The 22397-nt window shown below is 53.3% G+C and carries 22 protein-coding genes; all 22 read right to left on the bottom strand.

Translation table 11 applies throughout. The features are described 5' to 3' along the window. Positions 1-141 precede the first annotated feature (141 nt). The 22 genes from PYL13_RS04280 to PYL13_RS04175 all read right to left on the bottom strand — a co-directional run bounded on the left by PYL13_RS04280 (position 142) and on the right by PYL13_RS04175 (position 22073). Positions 142-1968: a hypothetical protein gene (locus PYL13_RS04280; RefSeq protein WP_275640556.1), complete on the bottom strand. Its 1827-nt coding sequence runs from the start codon at positions 1966-1968 to the stop codon at positions 142-144. 564 nt (positions 1969-2532) lie between these two features. Then, positions 2533-3075, bottom strand: a complete 543-nt coding sequence (locus PYL13_RS04275; protein WP_259147460.1) for a hypothetical protein — start codon at positions 3073-3075, stop codon at positions 2533-2535. Then, the gene (locus PYL13_RS04270; protein WP_192487838.1) at positions 3075-3440 is read right to left on the bottom strand and encodes a hypothetical protein; all 366 of its coding nucleotides are present in this window, start codon (positions 3438-3440) and stop codon (positions 3075-3077) included. Before PYL13_RS04270 ends, PYL13_RS04275 begins: the two co-directional genes overlap by 1 nt. A 19-nt stretch (positions 3441-3459) precedes the next feature. After that, positions 3460-4029: a rod-binding protein gene (locus PYL13_RS04265; RefSeq protein ID WP_275640555.1), complete on the bottom strand. Its 570-nt coding sequence runs from the start codon at positions 4027-4029 to the stop codon at positions 3460-3462. A gap of 108 nt (positions 4030-4137) precedes the next feature. Then, entirely contained in the window at positions 4138-4557 is a 420-nt protein-coding gene (locus tag PYL13_RS04260) for a hypothetical protein (RefSeq protein WP_250983587.1), read from the bottom strand. Positions 4558-4611: 54 nt separating this feature from the next. Further along, a complete protein-coding gene (locus PYL13_RS04255; protein ID WP_192487022.1) occupies positions 4612-5367 on the bottom strand; it encodes a flagellar biosynthetic protein FliR in 756 nt (251 codons plus the stop codon). Further along, positions 5364-7451 (bottom strand): flagellar biosynthesis protein FlhA, encoded by a 2088-nt coding sequence (flhA, locus tag PYL13_RS04250; RefSeq protein ID WP_192487021.1) that lies wholly within the window; start codon positions 7449-7451, stop codon positions 5364-5366. The genes PYL13_RS04255 and flhA overlap by 4 nt, the downstream gene beginning before the upstream one ends. 121 nt (positions 7452-7572) lie before the next feature. Next, complete coding sequence (gene fliQ / locus PYL13_RS04245) at positions 7573-7839, bottom strand: flagellar biosynthesis protein FliQ (RefSeq protein ID WP_192487020.1); 267 nt, start codon at positions 7837-7839, stop codon at positions 7573-7575. Between the two features lie 30 nt (positions 7840-7869). Continuing rightward, positions 7870-8352 carry a flagellar hook assembly protein FlgD gene (gene flgD, locus PYL13_RS04240; protein ID WP_192487019.1) on the bottom strand — a complete coding sequence of 161 codons (483 nt, stop codon included), beginning with the start codon at positions 8350-8352 and terminating at the stop codon, positions 7870-7872. After that, positions 8343-8792, bottom strand: a complete 450-nt coding sequence (gene flbT, locus PYL13_RS04235) for a flagellar biosynthesis repressor FlbT (RefSeq protein ID WP_192487018.1) — start codon at positions 8790-8792, stop codon at positions 8343-8345. Before flbT ends, flgD begins: the two co-directional genes overlap by 10 nt. Further along, complete coding sequence (flaF, locus tag PYL13_RS04230; RefSeq protein ID WP_192487017.1) at positions 8789-9136, bottom strand: flagellar biosynthesis regulator FlaF; 348 nt, start codon at positions 9134-9136, stop codon at positions 8789-8791. The genes flbT and flaF overlap by 4 nt, the downstream gene beginning before the upstream one ends. Positions 9137-9171: 35 nt before the next feature. Then, complete coding sequence (locus PYL13_RS04225) at positions 9172-10278, bottom strand: flagellar hook-associated family protein (protein WP_259147471.1); 1107 nt, start codon at positions 10276-10278, stop codon at positions 9172-9174. A 1-nt stretch (position 10279) separates the two neighbouring features. Next, positions 10280-11764 carry a flagellar hook-associated protein FlgK gene (gene flgK / locus PYL13_RS04220; RefSeq protein WP_275640554.1) on the bottom strand — a complete coding sequence of 495 codons (1485 nt, stop codon included), beginning with the start codon at positions 11762-11764 and terminating at the stop codon, positions 10280-10282. Between the two features lie 22 nt (positions 11765-11786). Then, complete coding sequence (locus PYL13_RS04215; RefSeq protein ID WP_250983583.1) at positions 11787-13007, bottom strand: flagellar hook protein FlgE; 1221 nt, start codon at positions 13005-13007, stop codon at positions 11787-11789. 107 nt (positions 13008-13114) lie between these two features. Next, positions 13115-13786: a transcriptional activator Rem gene (gene rem, locus PYL13_RS04210; RefSeq protein ID WP_192487013.1), complete on the bottom strand. Its 672-nt coding sequence runs from the start codon at positions 13784-13786 to the stop codon at positions 13115-13117. A 282-nt stretch (positions 13787-14068) separates the two neighbouring features. Continuing rightward, positions 14069-14644, bottom strand: coding sequence for a lytic transglycosylase domain-containing protein (locus PYL13_RS04205; protein ID WP_250983582.1), 576 nt, complete (start codon positions 14642-14644; stop codon positions 14069-14071). Further along, a complete protein-coding gene (gene fliK, locus PYL13_RS04200; RefSeq protein WP_275640553.1) occupies positions 14580-15941 on the bottom strand; it encodes a flagellar hook-length control protein FliK in 1362 nt (453 codons plus the stop codon). Before fliK ends, PYL13_RS04205 begins: the two co-directional genes overlap by 65 nt. Next, positions 15938-17224, bottom strand: coding sequence for a chemotaxis protein MotC (motC, locus tag PYL13_RS04195; protein WP_441296623.1), 1287 nt, complete (start codon positions 17222-17224; stop codon positions 15938-15940). Before motC ends, fliK begins: the two co-directional genes overlap by 4 nt. Beyond that, positions 17221-18564, bottom strand: a complete 1344-nt coding sequence (locus tag PYL13_RS04190) for a MotB family protein (protein WP_275640551.1) — start codon at positions 18562-18564, stop codon at positions 17221-17223. Before PYL13_RS04190 ends, motC begins: the two co-directional genes overlap by 4 nt. Next, positions 18561-19214, bottom strand: coding sequence for a hypothetical protein (locus PYL13_RS04185; RefSeq protein WP_250983578.1), 654 nt, complete (start codon positions 19212-19214; stop codon positions 18561-18563). Before PYL13_RS04185 ends, PYL13_RS04190 begins: the two co-directional genes overlap by 4 nt. A gap of 232 nt (positions 19215-19446) precedes the next feature. Then, entirely contained in the window at positions 19447-20733 is a 1287-nt protein-coding gene (locus PYL13_RS04180; RefSeq protein ID WP_275640550.1) for a flagellin N-terminal helical domain-containing protein, read from the bottom strand. A 416-nt stretch (positions 20734-21149) separates the two neighbouring features. Further along, on the bottom strand, positions 21150-22073 hold the full coding sequence (locus PYL13_RS04175) for a flagellin N-terminal helical domain-containing protein (RefSeq protein ID WP_192487007.1): 924 nt from the start codon (positions 22071-22073) through the stop codon (positions 21150-21152). Between the last annotated feature and the right edge of the window lie 324 nt (positions 22074-22397).

The following is a 22397-nucleotide window of genomic DNA, read 5'->3' as shown; positions in this document are numbered from 1 at the left end:
CCAATAACAGCCTGCCAGCAGAACACCGGCAACGACTTGCCCTATCACACCGGATAGCCGTGTGAGTTTCGCCCCTAATGCTGCTGAATGATATCGATTGCAAGCAAAAAGGCTGCGACAGAAGCGACAATAATCTCAGGCTCAGGATGCCGCCCTGCGGTTTGCGTAATCGTGCAAACGTTGACGGAGGGCGGCGATGTCGCGGCGGACCTCAAGCACTTCATCAGGCTCGTCATAGACTGGCTGGCTGAAAGCCGGTTTGTCGTAGGACTGCACTTCGAATTGGCCTCGCATCGCAGCTGCCAGCATAGGCGGCAGATCAACGATGTCTTGTGGTGATGCCTTGACACTTCTGCGCATCAACACTTCGCGGACACGTTGATCGAGCGGAAGGTCATTCGCTGCGATCTCGTAGGCCAGATCATAGGCATCAGCCGTTTCAGGGGTTGCAAAGTCTTCTTCAGCATAATCCAGAGCGTCATCGCTTTCCGGCTGCGGGAAAATGGCATCCGGCTGCGGCGTATCCGTATAAAAGCCAATGTCTGGACCGTTGGTGGACTCGTGAGCAGGTATTGACACCTCACGCTTGCGGAAACGGATGTACAAGGCAACAAGTGTCAACACGCCAAGGCCAAGACCGCAGCCACCACCAATCACCGCCATTGAAATCATCTGGCGGAAACCAGCCGGAATATTGACCGCAAGCGGTGCGTTTGCGACAGCAAATGGAGCAGCGGCCTGTGTGGATTTCGGGTCACTATCAGCCAGCCCGTTGAAATAGGTTTCGCGGGCTTGCGACAGCTCTGCTTCCAACCTGTTTAGCTCCGCAGGCGCATCGCCAAAAACCGCCAATTCCTGTTCAAGCGCCTGCTGTCTGTTTCTGGCTTGTGCAAGCTCTGTCTTGGCCGCCTGCTCCTGCTGCTTCAGTTCGCTGGTGATGCTTTTCAACGCACGGGCAGCATTTGCCTTGGTTTCCTGCTGGGTCTGCGTTGCCGCAATGACGTGCGGATGTTTCGGGCCATATTGCACAGACAGTTGGGCGAGCGCTTTGGACGCGCCGACATATTGCCGAACAGCATCCTGAAGGGGAAGAAACGTCGTATCATCTGGAATTTCACGGGCAAGCGCCTTGTCGCCCTGCAACAGCGTCAGATTTGACAGCTTATGGGTCACGTCCGCCAGACGGGATTCCAGCTCGGCTACCGATCCTGAAACAAGCGCCAGATCCTGTGTCGCAGCTTCCATCTTTGCCATGGCGTCGTTGCCATGCCGGACCTGAAAACCAGTAACGGCCGCTTCCGCGTTTTCAAACAGTGCACGGTTGCTGTCGTTATGTCCCTGAATAGAACCAGTCGCGCTGGCATTGATATGAGTTACGATGCGATTGGCGGCATGTTGCGCAAACCGCGCGCTTGCACCTGATGTTTCGGCGTAGGTCGTTACAAAAATTGCACTGCCATCAGCGGCTTGCGACAGAGAAATACGTCCACGCATATCATGTCTGGCGCGCAGAACAGGGTCCGATGGCGTTGGCACCTTGCCGAGCACCACTTCACCAAACAGGCCCCACCATGTCGCCTCGTGAGCGGATGTCAGGACCAGGCCGTCATTGATGATCTGTTGTGCAAGCTCGGCCTTTCCCTCATCGGACAGCACGGCATTTTGTGCTACCGTCATCAATGTCTTGGAATCAGACTGCTGTGTTGAAGCGACATTGAACTGGATACGGATCTGCGTCAGCTTTTCGGGCTCAGATGACGGCGTCATCATCAGGCCAAGTGCGATACCCGCCAGCGTAAAAAGTACAGTGCAGCTGACTGCGAACCGATAAGGGTTTTTCTTGAAAACGGTGCTCAACCAACCCGTCGAGGACCGCGCCACGGCACTTGCTTCACCGCGCGTTTGTGCTGGCACACCAAATCGATCCGACAAATGCGAATGTTCAATATTTTGCGCGTGATCTGCCACGTCAAGCCACCTCAATATTCCGGGTCGGAACTGGTTGGAGCCCCCGTAATATTAATGAAACCTAAATCAACAAGGCAAATAAACAGTTAACAAAGGCCAATATAGGCGGTTGTCGGCCCAAAATGCCGGATAGGTTTCCGGCGGCGCGTTTCAGTGGCGAATGATGCGATAAAGCCATTCAAACCCAAGGCGCGAAAACACCTCTGGTACCGGTTCCTGGTCAGTGGAATAGTGAACCTGCGAGGTCTTGCTGGCTTGCATATTGCGTGCACGATTCACGTCAACGCGATGCGCCAAAGGCGTGGTTTTTTCGGGTGATTCAAATGCAGAAAAAGAAAATCCAGAAAACTTACTCACACCCACACCCGTCCTGCGCTAGCAGTTCCTCTTAAACAGCAACTTTGCTGTTCAGGCATATTATTTGACAGAATTGAATTTACTTTCAAATAGCGTTTTCGAATATGAAGCATTTTTTTAAGAGAATATTAATCATTTCAAAAATGCAGGAACAACAAGGGCCGCAAGAGCGGCCCTTTGATTGGTGTCTGGACGAACTTTCCTGACTCAATGTGAGGGTGCTGCTTCGGCTGCCGGAGCCGCTTCGACCTTTTCACCTTCAACAATCTTCACAGAGTGCGGTTCACCACCACCCTGCTGGGCACGAATGTCTGCTTTGGAAAGATAATCGAGTTTTTCGATCAGTACTTCCTGCACGACGTCATCACCGAGCTTCTTGTTCAGTCCTTCGCGAATGCGTTTCTTGAACTCATCCGCATCAAAGGTCGAAACATTGGCAATGTTGATCATGTTGGAACCAGCCAAAAGCGTGATCAACTCGTCGGTCATCAGTTCTGTTTTTGGTCCTTCGATCAGGTTGACCTTTGTCTTGTCGACATTCAACGAGATCAGCGTGAGGAAATAACCATTTACAGCCCCTTCACTGATGACAGGGACTGTAATCTGCTCTCCCTTGACCAAAGCCAGCGACGCCTTGCGGGCCTCCTCCTCGCTGACCGGCGCCGGTGGCATTGCCATCTGCACGGAAAAATACACTGCGCCGAGCGTGATTGCGCAAACCCATACGCCGGTAAGGAGAAGTTTTAACATCAGGTAGCGCCGTAAAGAAATTGTTCCTGCGAGTAAGTGCCGTCGGTGTCAGCTTCGCGTATGGCATTTTTCAGCAGGTCGGCAACCGCACGCACTGCATTGAGATGTGCCTCGACGCGGCGGGCATTCGTTGCCAGCTTTTCCTTGATGCCACGAACCTGGTTGATGTAACCGGCGGCAATTTCTTCATGCGGTGTATCACGGAACAGCATGGTCAGTTCATAAAGGCAACGGCTTTTGTGGGCGTTGGAGACCTTCAGATCGAATTTCGGGTCTTTGCCAATTTTTTCGTTTTCATTATCAATGATCGTTTCCAGACGTCCGAGAACCGACTGAATACGATGATCGTTCGACACTGCTTCCATGACTTCTGTTCCGTTATGATTATACATTTCTAGCCTCGTCGTTCATGTCACTGGATACACCGAGAATCTTGCGTTCGAACTCTGCAACCATACGCAGGGCCGCATTGTTATCCTTGTCTTCGACGGAGGAGACGCTTTCGAAGCCCTGGCTTTCAGCCTTGCGCAGCGTGTCCTTGTAGACCTGCTCAGCAATACCGATGCCACCGTTCTCAGTCATACTGTTGGCCAACTGCTCGGCCAGCATACCTTTCCAGATTTCGCCAGCATTACCCTTGCCATAAACTTCCTCGCTCTCCTGCGGGAGCATGGAGCCAATGAAGGTCCGCAGCACGGACGCTTCAAACTGACGGAAGGTTTCCGGAATTTCTTTACGCTCGGCGCGCAGATTGGTGTCTCCCAATCCGGCTTTGGATGCGGCATCGTTCAAAACGCCGACAGCGGCATCGAACCCCTTACCCGCATCCGCAAGGCTGGACGCTGCAAACGCCGCCTTGTTTGCCTTGAGCTTATCCTGCGCAACCTGCACGTCCATTGGATCGGCTGCACGGACAACATCCATGACAAGGTCGCTAACAATCGATATCGCCACGCAATTACCTCCTGAAAGGAATGCAGCAGGTTTTGACCCACCACATCTGCATTTCATCAATCACGAATATTCACCACCACTAAAGGGCGATGCATGATGTGGCGACGACTATGTATCGCGAACCTTGCTGGAGGCTGGTGCTGGTGTCGCATTCATGATTTCCAATAAATCATAAATTGCATTGTCATCGGTTTCGCGATCTTCATCATCACGCGCTTCGTACATTTTGTCCTGCAGGCGGTCGCCTTTGGTTTTCTCTTTGAGAACAGCCATTTCCTGCAATTGCTGCGCGCCGGCCAGCTGCCGGTCCTTGACGGTGAGACGTCCGAAACGTTCCGAATACATTTTTGAGAACTGATGATGCACCGGGTCCATGGAGCTTAAGGCACCGAGAATACTGTCCATGGAATCTGCGACTTCCGCACGCTGGCGGGTGGTATCGGCAAGCGTCACTTCCGCCATTTTTTCCATATGGCGTTGAACTGTGACAAGCCGCTTGAGCTTGCGGGAGCGTTTATCCTGCGCCATGGCGCTTCTCCTTCACGGCGGGTCTTTACAAAGACCTCTTACCCAACACATCACTCAATAACCGAAGAATATCGGCCCGAACCCATCCGCAAACTGTCGAATCAGCGCTGCGATGGAAAGGTAAAGCATGAACAGACCACCCATCAGCAGATAGGGGGTGGAAATGAAGTAGACCGGGACCTGCGGCGCCAGCTTGTTGATCAAACCGACCGCGACGTTGAACATCAGGCCATAGATCAAAAACGGGCTTGCCAGACGCAACATGACATTGGTGGTCGCGCGTAAGGTATCGGTCATGGTGATCAGTGTTTTTTGCGAATCCAGCACAAAACCGACGGGCGTTGAACTGTAGGAATCGATAACCGCTTTCAGAACCACATGATGAAAGTCGAAGATGAACAGCATCAGCAGGCCACCAAAGACGATCATGTTGGTCAACTGACTTTCCTGGCTATCTTCCAGAACGTCCGCACCGCCGGGCGCGTTGAAGCCGATGGCGTTACCAACGATAGCGCCGGTAAATTGCAGGCCGAGAACATATAGTCTGGCAATCATGCCGTAGACGGCGCCGATAATGGTTTCTGAAAAGATCAGCGCCACGATAGCGCCGGGTGTCGCGCCCGATACTTTGGGATAGACCGAATCCCACAGGATCGGCGTCAAAGCCATGGATACCGCAGCGGACAGAAGCAGTCTGATGGTCATGTTAAGACGGGCACTTGAGAAGCCCGGCATGGTCATGAAGCAGCCACCGATGCGGCAAAATGCAAGGAACAATGCCAATATTGTCCCTTGCGGGTCGGTTATCATGAAATAGCGCCTAGAATCTTGATCTCAAGCCCCTTGGCCAGTTCAACATGCGACAGCACAGGCAAGGTGGCGAAGAGTCGCTCGATAATCATGCGCACATAGGACCGTGTTTCAGGCGACGTGACAAGAACAAAAGGTAGGCCCCTGTCCATGAATTCACGGATAACTTTCGATGCCTGCTCACTGAACTCTTCCAGATGGCGCGGATCGATGTCGAATTCGACAATTTCGCCCTTTCCATCACGCTTCAGCGCCTGATGGAAAATCATGTCCCATTTGTTGCCGAGGCGCAGAACACGCAGGACCCCGTTGTCGGCAAGGTCACCACACAGCTGCTGGGCAATGCGGATACGAACATGCTCAACGATCTGTTCCGTCTTGCGAACATGCGGTGCAAGTTCTGCAACGGCTTCGAGAATGAGGTGCAAGTTACGGATGGACACACGCTCGGCCAACAGCAGCTTGAGAACAGCCTGAAGGCCGGAATAGGACATGTGCGACGAGCAGATTTCATCTGCTAGCTTCTTGTATTCCGGATCAAGACGATCGATCAGCACCTTCACGTCCTTATAGGAGAGAAGCTGCGGCAGGTTGTTGCGAATGACTTCGCTCAGGTGGGTCAGAACCACCGAGACGTTATCAATCGGGTGGAAACCTTCGCGACGCAGGTCGTCAGCAAATGCTTCGAGGATAGAGACAGCCGGCATGCCAAAAGCCGGTTCGCGAATGTCGTCGCCTGGAATGGTTGGTTTGCGGCCGGAACCGGTCACGACAAGAACGTCGCCGACACGCAGTGAGCTCGAGGCAATCGTCGTTCCATGAATACGAATTTGGTACGATTTTTCGGGGATCATGATGTCGTCGGACACCTTGATCTCGGGCACCACAAAACCATACTGGCTGGCGAATTTCTTGCGCATCTTGCCAACGCGGAATGCCAGCTCCTGATGGGCACCCAGCAAGCGTGTTGAAACCTGCTTGCCAAGGGCAAGTTCGATTTCTGCGGTTTTGAGAACCAGCTTGACGGAGTCCTTCTCGGCTTCCTTACTCTGGATAACCTTCTTTTCTTCCTCTTCGCGGCGCACGAGGTTCATCGCCTCGACCTGCTTTGGAATGTACCAGGCACCGAAGGCCATGACGCCACAGAGCGCCATAAAAGGCAGGAAAGGCAGGCCAGGCATAACAGCAAGCAGTCCCATCAGAAGGGACGCAACGAACAGCGCACGCGGGTAGGCGCTCAGCTGATCGACAACTGTTTTATCGGTGGTGCCGGACATGCCGCCACGCGACACCAGAAGGCCAGCGGCCAGAGAAACGATAAGAGCCGGGATCTGGGTAACGATACCGTCACCAACCGACAGCTTTACGAAAACGTCCGCAGCTTCGCCGATTTCCATGCCGTGACGGAAATAACCGATGATGATACCGCCGAAGATGTTGATGGCGGTGATGATGAGGCCGGCGACGGCATCACCACGCACGAATTTGGACGCACCGTCCATGGAGCCGAAAAACGAGCTTTCAGCTTCCAGTTCCTTGCGGCGAAGCTGTGCTTCCTTTTCATCGATAATACCAGCAGAGAGGTCAGCGTCGATCGACATCTGCTTGCCCGGGATCGCGTCGAGGGTAAAGCGCGCGCCCACTTCCGCGATACGCGTCGCACCCTTGGTGATAACGATGAAGTTCACCGTGATAAGGATAAGGAAGACGATCAGTCCGATAACGAAGTCGCCGGACATGATGAGGCTGGAAAAGCCTGCAATCACGCTACCAGCGGCGTCATGTCCCTGGTGACCATGTGAAAGAATAACACGCGTCGTGGCCACGTTCAGTGCCAAGCGCACCATGGTCGCAATCAGCAAGATTGTCGGAAACGACGAGAAGTCGAGAGGGCGTTGAATCCACAGGGATACCATCAGGATCAGAACGGACAGCGCAATGGAAAACGCCAGGCCCATATCCACCAGAATAACCGGGATTGGCAAAAAGAGAATGCAAAGAATTGCAACGATACCAAGGGCAAATCCAACATCACGCGTGCTGGGAGTGACCTTCGGTATTGATATTGCAGGTGGTTGCGCCATCGATAACGTCCTGTCTCTTCATGAGAAGGGGCGACCGATAAGGGCCGCCGCATGGTTTCACACCATCACTATCGACCGAAGCTTGCGCGAAAATGGTAACCGCGCATTCCTGCAACAAAATTCAGAACCCGGTTTGCACCCGAGAAAAAACGAGATTTGTAAAAAGAGAAATCTGGGCGCCAATAAAAGGCGCCGCAATTCCAATCGTCACCATGATGGCAACGATTTTAGGAACGAAGGTCAGGGTCATTTCCTGGACCTGGGTAAGGGCCTGGATGAAGGCAATCGTTACCCCCACCACCATGCCCGCAATGACGCAAGGACCGGATGCGACCAGAATGGTCCAAACGGCTGCCCGCATGATATCAAGCGCATCCGCCTCGTTCATTGCAAAACCTCAGAACAACAATTGTTGACCTTAGGTATCAGATTCGCTGCTCGAATCCGAGGTGGAATCTGTGGTGTCCGATGTGGAAGTCCCACTTTTCTCACCGAATTTCACGCCAACCTGCAGCAGGATGCCCTTGCCCTCTTCCGTGATGGCGATAATGCCGTCGGAATAGATTTCGACTTCCTTGACGATACCCGAGGTCTTGTCATCGGCGCTGGTGATATGTTTGCCGATAAGATCTGTCGAGCGCGTCAGGGCTTCAGCCTGCAGCATGCTCTTGAGGTGCGTATTCGTCTTGATCGACTGCTCGACCTGCGAGAAGCTTGCCAGCTGAGACATCTGCTGGCTGGCATCCATCGGTTCTGTCGGATCCTGGTTCTTCATCTGTGCGATGAGGAGCTTCAGGAAACTGTCATAATTCAGTGATGCCTTGTCGCTTGCCGAGGTGTCGGAACCTGCATTTGCCCAAGGGTTTGATGCAGCTGTGGAGCCGACAATGTCTACCGCCATGGTGCAATCTCCTTGCGAATATGTTCGATAGTCGCTGGCGTCATTTCCTGGTTGCTCAAGATCTGCTCTTCAGTCGCATACATGGAGCGGATAGCCTTGAGTGCATCAAACGCCTTGCCCGTTGCGACCAGCGCATCAATACGCTTCAACTCGGCCAGAATTTCGTCATTCTGGAAGCATGACAACAGCATCGTCACCGACTTGCGGAACATGGTCGTGGACTGTTCACGGCCTTCCGGGTTGATGAGCATCATCTGAGCGATGAAGTAGAGCTGACGCAGTGGAGTTGTCGCCTGCTCTGGCTGGAGAACATGGTTCTCGAGAAGGAAGGTAACATCATTCAGGAATTCGAGTGCAACCTTGCGGTCAACACGCAACACCGCCCCGTTAATAAAGATTTTCTCGCCGGATTTGAGCGAAATGCGCAGAGTACTTTTCATTTAAGTCCATCCCTGATGATGGTTGTTACGTCAATTATGCCTTGGAAGTTGCTCGATTCCCTCTTTCTGATCCGCTCGCATTCCTTCAAAATCCAGATTGCGATGGAGATCAGATTGGCACGAAGTTCGTTCGGCAACTGGTTCTCCGGGTGTTTGAGATCTTCTATGAACCTCACCCAAACCCGTCGAGTGTAATAGAGCGCTTCGACCGTCAGACGGTATTGCCCGGAGTCTTTTTGCGCGGCGTCCAGTAATTCCAAAGATTTGGACAAGGCCTGCCGCTCGCGATCCTTCGCGTCGGTGACGTCGTCCTCCATTATCTCCGCATAGGAAAACTGGTACATTCATTGTATCCTTTATCTACGGCTACCTTTAATCATCAAAGGTAGTTTACAAGGCTCATTTGTTGCAGCCGTGCCGTCAAGCTGTAGGCAATTTCTATTTGAGACTTCAGCAGATCGAGGCGTGTCTTTGCCTCGTATGTATCGATGCCCTCGAGATCAATGAGGTGCGTTTCGATGATCTTTTTCTGTGCTGACAAAGCGTCGTTTGCCTTGGAAACACGCTCTTCAGAAAGACCGAGTTTACTGGCCTGCTGGTTCAGTCCGTCAATTGCGGACTTGATGTTGTTGACCGCGTCCATGGAAACCTGTTCGCGGATTTCAGGAGCGATATTGTCCTGAAGGAAGGTCATGGTGGTCATTGCCGTGAAGGCGAAGTAACGCATGCCCTTGGAATTGGCGTTTGTCGATGTTTCGACGACTTCCGTCTGGCTGATACGGCTTGTCATGTTTACATCGCTGGAATCCGAGCCAAAGGCGGTCCAGAAATCGTAGTCTGTACCAGCCGTCAACGTGGAGTGCGGCGGGTTGGTGACCTTGGTTTCGCCGTTGAACTTCTTTTCCATGTCGGACATGAACGTCGCGACCTGTTCCTTGGTCAACTGCGAGGCATCGCCAACTGCAGGCGATACCACGTTCGTCATGTAGTAGTTCAACTCGTCGTCATAGGCCTGCTTCAACTTGGAATCGTCAGCGAAGTAATCATCGACCGGCTTCACATCGGTGTTGATGCCGGAGAACAGGAACTCGCCGTTGACGGACGTATTGGCAAAGCCAATGAAGTTGTTGAATGCATTGGTGATCGTGTTGCGAACAGTGCTCAGCGTCGGTTCTTCCGCGCTGGTGTTCGGGACAAGCACCTTCTGAATTTCATTTGCCGCTTCCGACATGTTCTTCAGTGCCAGCTGCGATGCTTCCAGACGTTGGGTGGCAATCGAGTTTACGCCGATGATCGAAGTCAGGCGCTGCACATCACGGTTGAGGTCCAGGCTGCGTGCCGTGTTGGCACCCAGAGCCACGCCGAGATCAGCGTGCTTGCCCGTTGTCAGTTCCGTGGTCAGATCCGTCATCTCAAGCTGAGCCTTCAGGATCGTGCTACGCATGCTATTCTGCATTGCCAGTGAGGATATGAAAGATGTCTTCATGTTACTTCACCATGCTCATCAGAGATTGCAACATTTCATCAATCGTCGAGACCAGCTTCGTGGCAGCCTTGTAGGATTGTTCGATATCGAGCAGCAGAGACAGTTCCTCGTCCAGGCTGACGCCGGTCGTGTTTGAATAAACCTCTTCTGCGCGCTCATAAGCTGCAGTCTTCACATCGTTGGCGTTGGTCGCGCCCTGACGCATCTGCTCCAGCCAACCCATTGAGTTGGAAGCGTATTTGAGAAGGCTTGTGTCCGTGTCGATACGGGTCGTCGGATCGAAATCGATTGATGTGTCGAGTGCCGTTACATAGCTGCGGATAAGCGCGGAGTAGCCCGTGCCACCGCCATTCGACAGATCATTCTTGACGTAAGCTGCACCATTGATACCTCCATCACGAAGAAGTTCAGGGTTTCCACCCTGGGAAATGATCAGATCCGGGTGCACTTTAATGGCAGCCGCAAGACCTTTGGTGATGGCGCCAGCAGCTGGGACCGTGGCTGTAGCAGGATCGTTATAGGTGAACAGACCTGGCAGATCCGGATCGGTACCGGTGCTGTCTGCCTGCTTTTCAGCAAAAAGAGTGATCAGACCGCGAGCAATTTCGTCCAGCTGGTTCTGCATCGTCGGAACGACGTCGTCACGCAACTGCAGCAGACCGGAAAGGCTGCCGGATGCCGTAGTGTTGCTACCCTCACCGGCTTTGACTGCAACGCCGTCAATATACAGCGAATTGCCGTCCATCGATGCGGTGTAGCCGATCTTCGGTGTGAAGCTGACCTGGCGCGGAATGGTTTCGAACAGAGTGATACCCTGATCGCTGGTGTAAAGAGCCATGTCATTGTCACCGCGCGTCACAACGGACACGCCGACAATGCTTGAAATGTCTTTCAGGAGGCTGTCGCGGATATCAAGGGCGTCGTTCGGATCAGCACCAGATGCTGTTGCCGACTTCACCGCATTGTTTGCGACTTCAAAACGGGAGAGCAACTGATTGAGGCTGTCGACCTGAAGTGCCATTTCCTTGTCTGCACGGGTACGAATAGCCTGCAGTTCATTGGAAGCGGTGTTCAGAGAGGTCGCAAGGTCAGTTGCTGCGTTGACAACGGTTGCTGCGAGCGCAGAATCACCGGGTTTGCCAGCGTAAGTATCGAGGCTTTTCTGGAGCGCTCCGAGATATGCACTCGGAGAGCTTTCGTAGTCATTTCCGCCAAAGATACTCTTTACTTCTTCGAGGCCGGTCAGAAGGACATTCTGACCGGAAAAAAGTGAGGACGAAGCAAGTGTCTGCCGCAGAAGACTGTCGTTCTGAACGCGGGCCGTCGTAACAACCGATGCGCCGTAAGCTGTTGCGCTCAGAATTGCAGTTCTTTTAACGTAATTTTTATTACCAACATTGGCGATGTTGCTTGAGACAACATCAGTTTGCTTGCCGGTATTATTAAAAATTGACTGTGCAGTAATCATTGCTGACGAAAGTGACATTCATCTGTCCTCGTGAGATCTATTATCTCTTCAGGTTGACCAGGACATCCAACAATTCGGAACCTGTCTGGAAAACCTTGGAGTTAGCACTGTAGATGCGCTGCGATTCAATCATCTCGGTCAATTCATTGGCGATATCGACGTTCGAGGTTTCCAGCGTCTTGGTCATCAGGTTACCAACGCCCTTTGTGCCAGGATCGTTGGCAATCAGAATGCCAGACGTGTTGCTGGCGCTGTACGCATTGCCGTTAACCGGATTAAGGTTATCCGGGCTGGTAACGGTCGCAAGCATCAGCCTGCTTTCCGTCAACACCTTGGAGCCGTTCTGGTACTGAATGTAGATGCTGCCATCGGTTTCGATGATGACATCTTTCACCGCCGAAGCGCCGTTACCGTTCAAGCCACCGCTCATGATGGTGCTGCCGGTGTTCTGTGTGACAGAGCCCGCGAGATCAACGGTAATGACACCGTTCTGATCAGCGACAGCAGGAATATCAAATGTGCCGGTCGGAGAGGTCAACTCACCAGTGACTGGATCGAACTCAACAGCGATGTCGGGCATAACTGCAGTGCCGGTCTTCGAATTGGTGACCTGCAAGGTCCATTCATTCGCAGCATCCTTGGTGAAGGTGAAATCGTAAACGATTTCAACACCCTGGTAACCGAAGCCGGTCATGGACGTCTTCCATGTTGCACCGTCAGCTGTCTGGTTGTTCAGGTTGAACTTCATCGTACCAGCCGTTGTCGGTGTCGACTTGATATCGTTGCCTGGCATTTCAACAACACTGCCCGAGAAGCGGTTGCTGGACGCTGTGGCCTGAGAAGGCGTGAACAGGTAATAACCAGCCGCATTCTTAAGGAAAGTTTTGTAAACGCCCGAGCCTGATGGCTCTTCCACGGTTTCGCGAGCAAAGTTACCTGCACGGGTCAGGAACTGGGCTGCGTCCGGATCGCGAGATTCAGCGACGATAAAGAAGCCACTACCTTCAATTGCCATATCCGTAGCAGTCGTTGTGTAGGAATAACCGCCAGATTCAGAAATGCTGTAGCGAATGTTGGAGCTGACGCCACCGGAATTGTAGTTTCCACCCGAGGACGGAAGAACCATGGACGAGAACGCGGTCGAAGCGCGCTTGTAACCAATTGTGCTGGAGTTGGCGATGTTGTCACCGACTGTAGCCAAGCGATTAGCCTGCGCATTCATACCGGAAACGCCGGTCTTCATCGTTCCAAAAATACTCATTAAAAGAACCCTCGTGGTGGTCGTTGAATAGCAACTTAAGAGATGGGCCTTGCGTGAAGCTGTCTCATTTGCCGCATTCCGATGAAATGCGGCAAAGGTTCAAAAAATCATTGCCAATCAATGCAATAGCCGAGGAAGCGCTTGGAATCGACAGGGTCGTAACCAAGCTTCTTACGGAGCTTTTTGCGCAGCTTGCTGATGTGGCTTTCGACGACGTTTTCTTCGACGTCATCATCAAAAATGCCGTAGATGGCATTGAAAATCTGTGTCTTGGAAACGCGACGGCCACGGTTGGCGACCAAATATTCCAGAATGCGACGCTCACGGCGTGGCAACGGGAAGACTTCGCTGTTGATTTCAGGATCACGACCATCCGAGAAAACGCGGATCGGGCCGATGTCCGTAAAATTGTTGATGACCTTCAGGCGACGGCGAATAGCCGCTGCACGTGCCAGAATCTCGCGTGGGTGAACCGGCTTACGCACGACATCGTCGACTCCGCTGTCGAACAATGCGAGAGTAGCCTCCAGCGAAGGCTGATCGCTTACCGCGATAACCGGCGCCATGGTTCTGTCGCGAATTGCCCGTGGCAAATTCGCGTACGCGTTACCTTGGCCGATGAGGAATGCCTCAACAGCTGCCAGATCTGTGTCTGCAGCCGTCGTGACCCATTCGCCAAACTCGCGCGGGTCGAAACCCGTCGAGGGAATGCCCTCACGCCCAAATAAAGATGTGTATCCGTTCTTAACGAGCTCGCGCTCATCAACCACTACGATCATTCGTCCGCCTCCGAATCAGTGTGGTGTTGCCAATGTTGGCATTGGTACGAATCGGGGGAATCAGCGACAACTGTGGAATGTTAACTATAGAAATTAATAATTGATTAACTTTTGAGTGCCGATTTGATCTACATTTAGTAGGCATTTTAACTAATCGACACTATTTTAATGTGGAGAAAGGTACGATTCAATAAGAATCCCTCTTGCCGGACCATATTTGCGGCAAACGATCGCCACAATTCCAGATTCCGGCCACATATAGGGCAACTCAATTTATAGTTGTTATTGGTCGCAAAAATTCTTTGCGTTCGTGGTCCATTTTCCGTACCCGGTCGCGACCAGATTCGATATCACGCGGCACACATATTTCTTCTGTGCCGGATCGTTGTTTGGTCCTGCGTGATATCTGGCAACTGCCATCGTCCAGGTTTCATGCCTGTCGTGCAGATTTTTAAGGAACATCGCCGCATATTCCACGTTGCGCTTCGGGTCAAACATTTCCTGCGGAGAACTGAAATTTTCTCCATGGAAGTACTGGTTGATCTGCATGCAGCCAAGGTCAATCAGTTTTGCGCCGTTACGTTTTGCCTCTTCAAATGCCGCCATTGCCTCATTGCGCGACGCGGAAAACACTGATTTTCCTTCGATATTCATCGCGTTGGGATCAAGTCGCCCCTTGCGGCCGGTTTCGGTCAAGCCAACGGAGTACAAGATTCCCTCGGGCACGCCGTATTTGGCGGCCGCAGAACGGATCTCATTTTCACAAGCACCCTGCACGCCAACCGCTAATGCGTCAGAGGTAAAGGCCAGAACTGTGATTACCGGAAGCGAGACCAGAATTCCCTTCAGCAATGACATCAAGTTCCCCTTCGTTGCCCTGTCCCGCGAACTGCCCGCGCTGGCTGCCTGACTCGTCCTGGTTGCGACCACTCAAAGCCTGCTGATTGTTTTGCTGACCTTGCTGTCCATTATTTTGCGAACTCGACTGATCACTTTTTTCTGTCGAAGAAATATTTAGCGTGATTTGATCGACCTGAAGGCCCTGAGCACGCAGCGCATCGACGATGCTTTTGCTGTCGTCACTCAATTTTCTATAGGCGGCAGTGTTCTGAACGGTCACATGAACGTTCAATTCGTCGCCAACCATGCGCAGTGACATGGTCACCGTGCCGAGGTCGATCGGCGTCATTTGCAGCTTCAGCGTATGGACGACCCTACCTGTGCTGCTCTGTGCGGCTGCATTCGACAGCTCGGAGCCGGGCTGCATGGCGCTGACCCATTCAGGGTCACCAGCGATCAGGCTGGTCAATGCGGACGCATTTGTCGACATGGAAAGGCCGATGAACCGGCGTGAATCGAGAACCGTGACGTTCTCCATCGCTCCAGCCTTTGCATCACTGACCTTGAACTCGATGCCATCGCTGCCCGACCGGATCGACATGTCCATGTCACGGCCGGAACTGGCGCGCGAGGAAGAAAAGCGAACTGTCAGTGGGTCGGCATTCACATCAACATCTTCGGCGTCACTGTCAGCCTTCGCCGACGACAGCATGTTGATGGCATTGGATGCCTTCGACTTCGTTGTCGATTTCTCATCGCTGCGTGAGGTTACGCCGAGATTTTCCTTGCCAATGGCTTTTGCCAGCTCGTGCACGGCTGCATCGCCCGCATCAAGGACAGAAAGAACTGTCGGTACTTTCGTGTCGTCGGCAGCAAGATCAGCGTCGGCGACAGTCGCACCCTTGAGCGCGTCGCCTTCATCCATGTCCTTAAGGCGTTTCTTGACCTGGTCGGCCTTGCCCGGCTTGGCAGTCGATGTGTCATCGGCTGTTTTGGTCATCTTGTCATAGGCAGACAGATGGGCACGGAGATTTTCTGCCGAACCATTCAACTTGTTCTTCTGGCCATGTGCACTGACCTGATCTTCCTGCAGCCGGCCATTTGCCGAGTTCGCATCGTCTTCCGATGCGGCATCATCAGATCCACGGTCATTCGCCTGACGGTCGTACGCGTGCGGCCCGGAACGGTCGTTCCGTGCACCCGACATCGCGTCGTCAAACCCGCTCGGCCGAGAGTCGCCCTTGCTAATGCCCGCGCTCGCAGGTTTTGCGTCAGATACTGGTGGCGTCAGTGTAAATGCGCTCGTATCGATCATTGCAAGGAGCCTTCTTTCTTAAGCAGTGCGTCTATTTCATCCAGCTTTGACCGTCCGCTTGAGACGGTGCTCTTGTATTCAGGACTAAGGTCTTCCATGACAGGCGTCGGATTGCGCCAAACACCACTGCCCTCCGCCTGAGGTTCGCTGCCAGGCGCTGCCGCGACCGGCAAGGTCGCCTCTCCTTCCCAGCCCGTCGTACCGGGCTGCAAGGACGCGGCACTCGCCACAGGTGGGCGCACGACTTCTTCAGCAATGGCCTTTGCAGCGTCCCGCAAGATCTTGTCGCGGTCAGACAGATGTTCGTCCGGGATGCTGGTGATGGTTTTGATCGCGCTGACGATATCCGGAGTACCGATGTTTGCGAGACTTTCGTAAAGATTTGCCGGTGCCCCATCGACAACAGGCAGACCCGTTGAAAGGTCCTTGGCTCTGGTAGCCGCCATGCGGGCCAGTTTTTCCTTGCCTGCGACTGTCGCCATGCGTGCCATACGCAAATATGTCTCGCGCTGCCGGTCTGCATCCATCAGTGCGACCGTATCGGTAATCGTCGCCTCTTCAATGTGCTCATAGCGACGCACAGAAAGGGCCACGATCAAATCAGCGAACTGGCTAGCATAGGGCGAATGCAGAAAACGACGTGCATAACGCTGGGCGTATTTGAAGCCCTGTGTTGCATCTCCGTCCTCAACGGCAATGGCCAGCGAGCGGCGCAACGCCGCTTCTTCAACAATCGTACCGGGCGCTTCAAGCCGGGCGATATCATAGAATTTCAACGCGGCAACCGGATCCTGCGCCAATGTCACGTTACCGCTGATCAAAGCCAGATAGGGTCCGATACGGGTCTTGCGATATTCCGGCACCATGGCGCCCAGACCCTTGGCGATCAGGGTACCTCGGCCGCTGAGATATTTCCTTAGTGCATCTGCAACGCGCGTGTCGAAATTGCCATCGACGTCCTTCGCGACCAGCAATTCCAACGTCGCTGGATTACCACCACTCATCGCATAGATCAGTGCGGCGTCCACGTTGCGTGGGTCAGCGAAAATTGACGGCGGTGCATCTCTTAGACGTTCATCGATGGTCGTCAGCATAAAGCGCTGCATTTCGGCCGCCGAATGGTCACCAAGTACAACGGAATCCTGCACGAACTGCAGTGACCGCAGCATCGAATAGGGCATCAGATTGTCAGGCGACTGGGCAAAGCTTTCGGCAGCACCGACAAAGGTGCTGACCGCAGCCAATAGAGATACCCAGCGTTTTGGAAGCCGCATCCGCATCATCCCCGATCCGCTTCCAGAAGAATTTCGATACGTCGGTTGGAATCAGCCAGAGGATCTGACGGAATCTGCAGTCTACGATCCGCAAAACCGGAGACCTGCTTAACGCGGTTTTCCTCAAGACCGCCACGCACCAGCATGTAATAGGCGCTGTGGGCACGGTCCATGGACAGACGCCAGTTGTCGTTTGAACTGCCCTTGAACTGGCGACCATCGGTATGGCCGCGAATGACAACGCTACCACCCTTGTCCTGCAACAACTGACCGATCTTTTCCATCGCCAGAACCATTTCACGGCGCGGGACCGCAGAACCGACATTGAACATCGGCGCCTGGCTCTGATCGGAAATCGTCACGAGCATCCCACCTTCGGCCGGCGTCACGATCAAGCCTTCTGCAAGCTTACCGCTGACACCACTGATCTGCGCCTCGATCTCGTCACGAAGCTCCTTGGCTTCCTTTTCCTCGAGAGGGGTCGGCTTGTGTTGAGCCTCCTCCGGATCCGGCGTTGGCTTGATCTCATTTGGATCAAAAGCAGGTTTCTGCTGCGGGATAACCGCGGCAATTTCCTGCTGCTCGTGGTCATTCTGTTTCTGCTCGTTGAGTTTGGCGACGTCAGCAATGATGTCGTTGGACTGCGGAGCTTCGTTTTGCTGCTGGTTCTGCTGCGATGCAGCCGCCACCTGCGGGTTCTCGGTCGCCTGAGTTTCCTGCTGCGCGGCCTGTGTGTCCTGCGGCTGGGTTTCGGAACGTTGATCGGCGCGGGTTATGCGCACCTGCTGTGTCCAGAAATCAGGGTCGAACGGATCGCGATATGCCTCACCGCCGCTGGCACCCGTTGCCGGGCCGGAATCGGCAGCACCGCCCTCACCTTTCGCGCTGACATTGGCCTGCTGACCAACTTCCTGCGCGATTTCAGCAAGAACCGAATAGGGGTTTTGGAAGAAGTCGGCTTCCGAGTAATTGGCCTCTTCACCGGTTTGCGATGTCTGATCTTCGCCGGTTGCGGCCGCAGACCCGACTGTCGCATTCTCCGCCTTAACCTTGGAGCGTTCGTTCTTCTCCAACCCATCCTTCTCATCGACAGGCTTTTCCAGGCCTTTCGTCGTCGGCTTTTCATCAGAGAGCTGAATCGGGTTGAAGTAACTTGCAACGGATGCCTTGGTTTCTTCGTTTGCGGCGTTAACCAGCCACATAACAAGGAAGAACGCCATCATCGCGGTCATGAAGTCAGCGTAAGCGATCTTCCATGCACCACCATGCGCGCCGTCGTGATCACCACCCTTGCGCTTGACAATAATGACCTCGTTTTTGCCGTGGTGGTGATTTTCGCTTTCACTCATTTCAACACCTTCCGGACGCTAGACGCCCACGCAGACATGCGGGTCACCAGCACGCTGTTGTCCATCTCAACGGATAGATCAACATCCGCGTTTTCAACAAAACGAAACGCCTTTTCATTGCCGCCAAGGACTTCAATCAAACGGTCGTAAAGTGGCTTTGGCCCTTTCACGGTCAAAGTCACGGCCTCTCCATCGGTCAATGATGGGCGAATAATGTCTGCCAACCCGGCCACAGCCTTCTGCGCCAGGGCATCACTCAGGACCGGTGCCAGCACAGCCGAAATCTGTTCATCGAGGTTACTGACCACCAGGTCGTGATTTTCCTGCAGACGGCTTGTGATGAAACCGGCCATCTCGGTATGATAACGCGCCTGAAACTCGGCAATTTCCGCCGCATGGCTTTCAAGCATGGCGCGTTTTTCAGCCTCGAATTGCTCGGTCAATGCCGCAGTCGCCGCTTCGTGGCCTTCGGCATAGGAGATGCGCTTTTCTTCATCGACATCGACAGGTGCAGGCATGGCAAAACTGTCGTCCTCGCCCATATCAAAATCTGGAAATGAGGACGGCAATGCTACGGTCTCATCCATCGCATGCAGGACAGGCTGGCTTTCGCCAAAGTCTTTCAGATAACGGGCAATGGACGCGCTCATCGTCTTCCTCCGCCCATGGCCATGAGTGCGGAGGCACAGTGCTGCCTCCAGAAGCCATGTTTTTTATGCGGTTGTGAAATCATTCCCGTCACCATGTTCGAAGATCGTCAATTCAAGCCTCTGCCTGGAAAAAAGCCGAGGATACTCACTCGAAACGCTAGAACTTCAAACTTGTGCGAGGATGAAGGAGCTCCCTCCTCGCCCTTAAAAATCACCGAACGCCAGCAAATACTTACTTGAAGAGCATCAGGATATTTTCAGCGTTGGAGTTCGCAATGGACAACGACTGGATACCAAGCTGCTGCTGGGTTTGAAGGGCTTTCAAGCGGGTGGATTCTTCGTTCATGTCGGCGTCAACCAGACGACCGATACCCTTATCGATCACGTCCATTAGTGCCGACACGAAGTCGTCCTGCATGCTGATGCGGCTTTGCAGCGAACCGAGGCTTGATGCGGCGCTGGTCATGGCTTCTAGCTGGGTGTTCACGAACTGAACCATCACATCCAATGCTTCCGCATCGGTATAGCTTCCGCCTGTGACCATACCGTTCATGACGCCAGCAACCGAGTTGAGCTCGTTGATGTTAAGGGTCGTTACGGAGAACGAGAGCGAGCGGTCCGTCGCCAGAACCGGTGTCGCGCCAATGTCGTAGTACCAGTCAGTGCCGGAGCCATCGGTATAGGCCGCTTCAGTGCCGGCACCGGTAGACGGCGTACCGGCCATCTTGACCCAGCTGTTGGTCGCTACCTGATAATAGGTGTCCGTTCCATCGCTGTAGATGTTCGGATCAGTATTGGTATCCGGTGTTGCGGCATTGAGTGCTGCGATCTGTGTGTCGTTCAGCTTCTCGACAACATAACCGGTTGTTGTCGTTGTGGTGCCTGCGGTGACCTTCACATTGACCTGTGCCTCGTTCGGGCCAACAAAGATCGCTTCCTTGTCCAGAATACCGAACTTACCGCCGCTCAAATCGAACAGCACGGTCTTTGAATCGAGGCTGTAATCAACCGTCGTAACTTCAACGCCACCTGATGATGTACGGATGAAGGACGCAACGATTTTTTTGACAATCGGCTCCTCGGCCGGCAGAGTGCCGCTATTGCCAATGCGCTCCTGCAGCCAGTTTTCACCGGAGAAGGACGCGGATTCGGAAATGCTCTTCAATTGCTCCTGCAACTGCTGCATTTCTTCCTGAATTTTTACGCGGTCGGCGCCAACGCTATAGGCAGCCACTAGCTTCTTCTTGATTTCCTTGACCACTTCAATGGCGCTCTCAAGCGCCTCATAGGCGGTATCAACCTTTGCTGCACCCAAGCCGAGCGCATCCTGCACAGCCGACAAGGCACTGTTATCTGAGCGCATTGTTGTGGAGATTGACCAATAGGCGGCGTTATCGGCTGCGGTTTCAACGCGGTATCCAGACGATACACGGCCCTGCGTTGTTTCCAGATTTCTGTCGATCATACGCAGGGTTTGCAGTGCTGCCATAGCGGCGGCATTCGTCATAATACTGGTCATAAATATGGCCTCGGTCGATATGCGTGGGAAATCCGGTTGCGAACCGGAAACGACCAGAGGGCATCATGCTCACCGCGGCGTAAACTAGCCAAGCGGCCTGTCGTTCGTTAACAAATCATTAACGAACAGGTAACAAACATCTGTGCCGTTATGCAAGCACTTGCCACATGCTAAATTGCACTTCCCGCGCGCATGGCAGGTTTCACGCAAGCTACATGGCATTTTCAGACGATTTCACCTGACTTAAGCGGCTCTTTCCATATCACACACGCCGGTTCTGGTGCCTCTTGGTCCGGTGGTCGTTAGTTTAATCGCCGCTGAAGATGCGAAAACCGCGCTCCTTGCGAAGCGCGGTTTCGTTTGCCTGTAACTGTTTTGCCAGGGCGGGACGAAGTCGTCCCCAGCCGGGACGCCGCTTACTGACGGAACAGTTGCAGGATGTTCTCTGCGGTGGAGTTGGCGATAGACAGAGCCTGAATACCCAGCTGCTGCTGTGTCTGCAGGGCCTTGAGACGCGTGGATTCTTCGTTCATGTCCGCATCGACCAGGCGGCCGATACCGCTGTCGATGGATTCCTTGAGGCGGTTTACAAACTCTTCCTGCAGGTCGATACGCATGGAGATCGAACCAAGTGCGGCCGCGGCACTGGTCATCGACTTCAGCACGCTCTCAACGTGGGTCAAAGCACCCGTCAGGTAATCGCCGGTGGTGCTTTCAACGTTCAGCGTATCGAGAGAGTAACCGACGGTGCCGATGGTGGATACCAGTCCAACCAGACCGGTTGTCGTCACGATTGCACCTGCAGTGTTGGTGCCGAACAGAACGTTACCCTGGGAAGATGTCGGGTCGAGGTAATAGCTGGTTGTTTTAACCGAAACATTGCCCGAGGAGTCGCGGATAAATCCGGTTACAACTGACTGCGTTCCAGCATTGCCAGCTACCCAGTTTTCGCCACTGAAAGACGCACCTTGTGCAATCGAGCGAAGCTGCTCTTGCAACTGGCGAATTTCTTCCTGGATCTTCGATTTGTCGACTGCGTTTTCGGTTGCAGCAACGACCTTCTTCTTGATTTCCTTAACGACGTCGATGGCGCTTTCCATTGCAGCGTAGGCGACGTCAACCTTGGCGGCGCCAAGACCAATTGCGTCGGATACGGCATCAAGAGCCATGTTGTCGGAACGCATGGTGGTCGCGATCGACCAGTAAGCGGCATTGTCTGCGGCTTCGCCAACACGCAAACCGGATGCGACACGCTCCTGCGCACCTTCAAGGTTCGTGTTGATACCACGCAGAGTCTGGAGTGCTGCCATTGCTGCGGTGTTTGTCAGAATGCTTGTCATTTTCGTTGCCCCTAAATTGGCTGATAAACAGGGACATTCCGGATTTCACCGGGAACAATGGAGCGGCTTGATGCCCGTTAACCATTTCTTCGTCTTGGTTAACCCATCGGTTCGATGAGGCCATTTAAGGAAGAAATGGTTAACAAAGGTTAAACGGTCGTTTACTAAAGTTAATAAAATCGTAAAAAATTGCTTGAGCAGTTGAAGTCGAAAAACCACGCGCTCGCCTGACAATATATTGTTTTATTAGAATAATTTGGAAATCGACAATGACTCCTCCAAAGAACCAATAAAAAAAGCCGCGCTTTTGGCGCGGCTTTCTTT

Origin of the sequence: Agrobacterium sp. Azo12, assembly GCF_029193765.2 — a bacterium.
Lineage (GTDB): Bacteria > Pseudomonadota > Alphaproteobacteria > Rhizobiales > Rhizobiaceae > Agrobacterium.
This window is presented reverse-complemented; position numbering and strand designations above follow the sequence as displayed.

Coding starts and splice junctions, on each gene's coding strand:
- PYL13_RS04275 (WP_259147460.1), bottom strand. CDS start 3,075: ATGTTAAAACTTCTCCTTACCGGCGTATGGGTTTGCGCAATCACGCTC.
- PYL13_RS04270 (WP_192487838.1), bottom strand. CDS start 3,440: ATGGAAGCAGTGTCGAACGATCATCGTATTCAGTCGGTTCTCGGACGT.
- PYL13_RS04260 (WP_250983587.1), bottom strand. CDS start 4,557: ATGGCGCAGGATAAACGCTCCCGCAAGCTCAAGCGGCTTGTCACAGTT.
- PYL13_RS04255 (WP_192487022.1), bottom strand. CDS start 5,367: ATGATAACCGACCCGCAAGGGACAATATTGGCATTGTTCCTTGCATTT.
- flhA (WP_192487021.1), bottom strand. CDS start 7,451: ATGGCGCAACCACCTGCAATATCAATACCGAAGGTCACTCCCAGCACG.
- fliQ (WP_192487020.1), bottom strand. CDS start 7,839: ATGAACGAGGCGGATGCGCTTGATATCATGCGGGCAGCCGTTTGGACC.
- flgD (WP_192487019.1), bottom strand. CDS start 8,352: ATGGCGGTAGACATTGTCGGCTCCACAGCTGCATCAAACCCTTGGGCA.
- flbT (WP_192487018.1), bottom strand. CDS start 8,792: ATGAAAAGTACTCTGCGCATTTCGCTCAAATCCGGCGAGAAAATCTTT.
- flaF (WP_192487017.1), bottom strand. CDS start 9,136: ATGTACCAGTTTTCCTATGCGGAGATAATGGAGGACGACGTCACCGAC.
- PYL13_RS04225 (WP_259147471.1), bottom strand. CDS start 10,278: ATGAAGACATCTTTCATATCCTCACTGGCAATGCAGAATAGCATGCGT.
- flgK (WP_275640554.1), bottom strand. CDS start 11,764: ATGTCACTTTCGTCAGCAATGATTACTGCACAGTCAATTTTTAATAAT.
- PYL13_RS04215 (WP_250983583.1), bottom strand. CDS start 13,007: ATGAGTATTTTTGGAACGATGAAGACCGGCGTTTCCGGTATGAATGCG.
- rem (WP_192487013.1), bottom strand. CDS start 13,786: ATGATCGTAGTGGTTGATGAGCGCGAGCTCGTTAAGAACGGATACACA.
- PYL13_RS04205 (WP_250983582.1), bottom strand. CDS start 14,644: ATGTCATTGCTGAAGGGAATTCTGGTCTCGCTTCCGGTAATCACAGTT.
- fliK (WP_275640553.1), bottom strand. CDS start 15,941: ATGATCGATACGAGCGCATTTACACTGACGCCACCAGTATCTGACGCA.
- motC (WP_441296623.1), bottom strand. CDS start 17,224: ATGATGCGGATGCGGCTTCCAAAACGCTGGGTATCTCTATTGGCTGCG.
- PYL13_RS04190 (WP_275640551.1), bottom strand. CDS start 18,564: ATGAGTGAAAGCGAAAATCACCACCACGGCAAAAACGAGGTCATTATT.
- PYL13_RS04185 (WP_250983578.1), bottom strand. CDS start 19,214: ATGAGCGCGTCCATTGCCCGTTATCTGAAAGACTTTGGCGAAAGCCAG.
- PYL13_RS04180 (WP_275640550.1), bottom strand. CDS start 20,733: ATGACCAGTATTATGACGAATGCCGCCGCTATGGCAGCACTGCAAACC.
- PYL13_RS04175 (WP_192487007.1), bottom strand. CDS start 22,073: ATGACAAGCATTCTGACAAACACCGCAGCAATGGCAGCACTCCAGACT.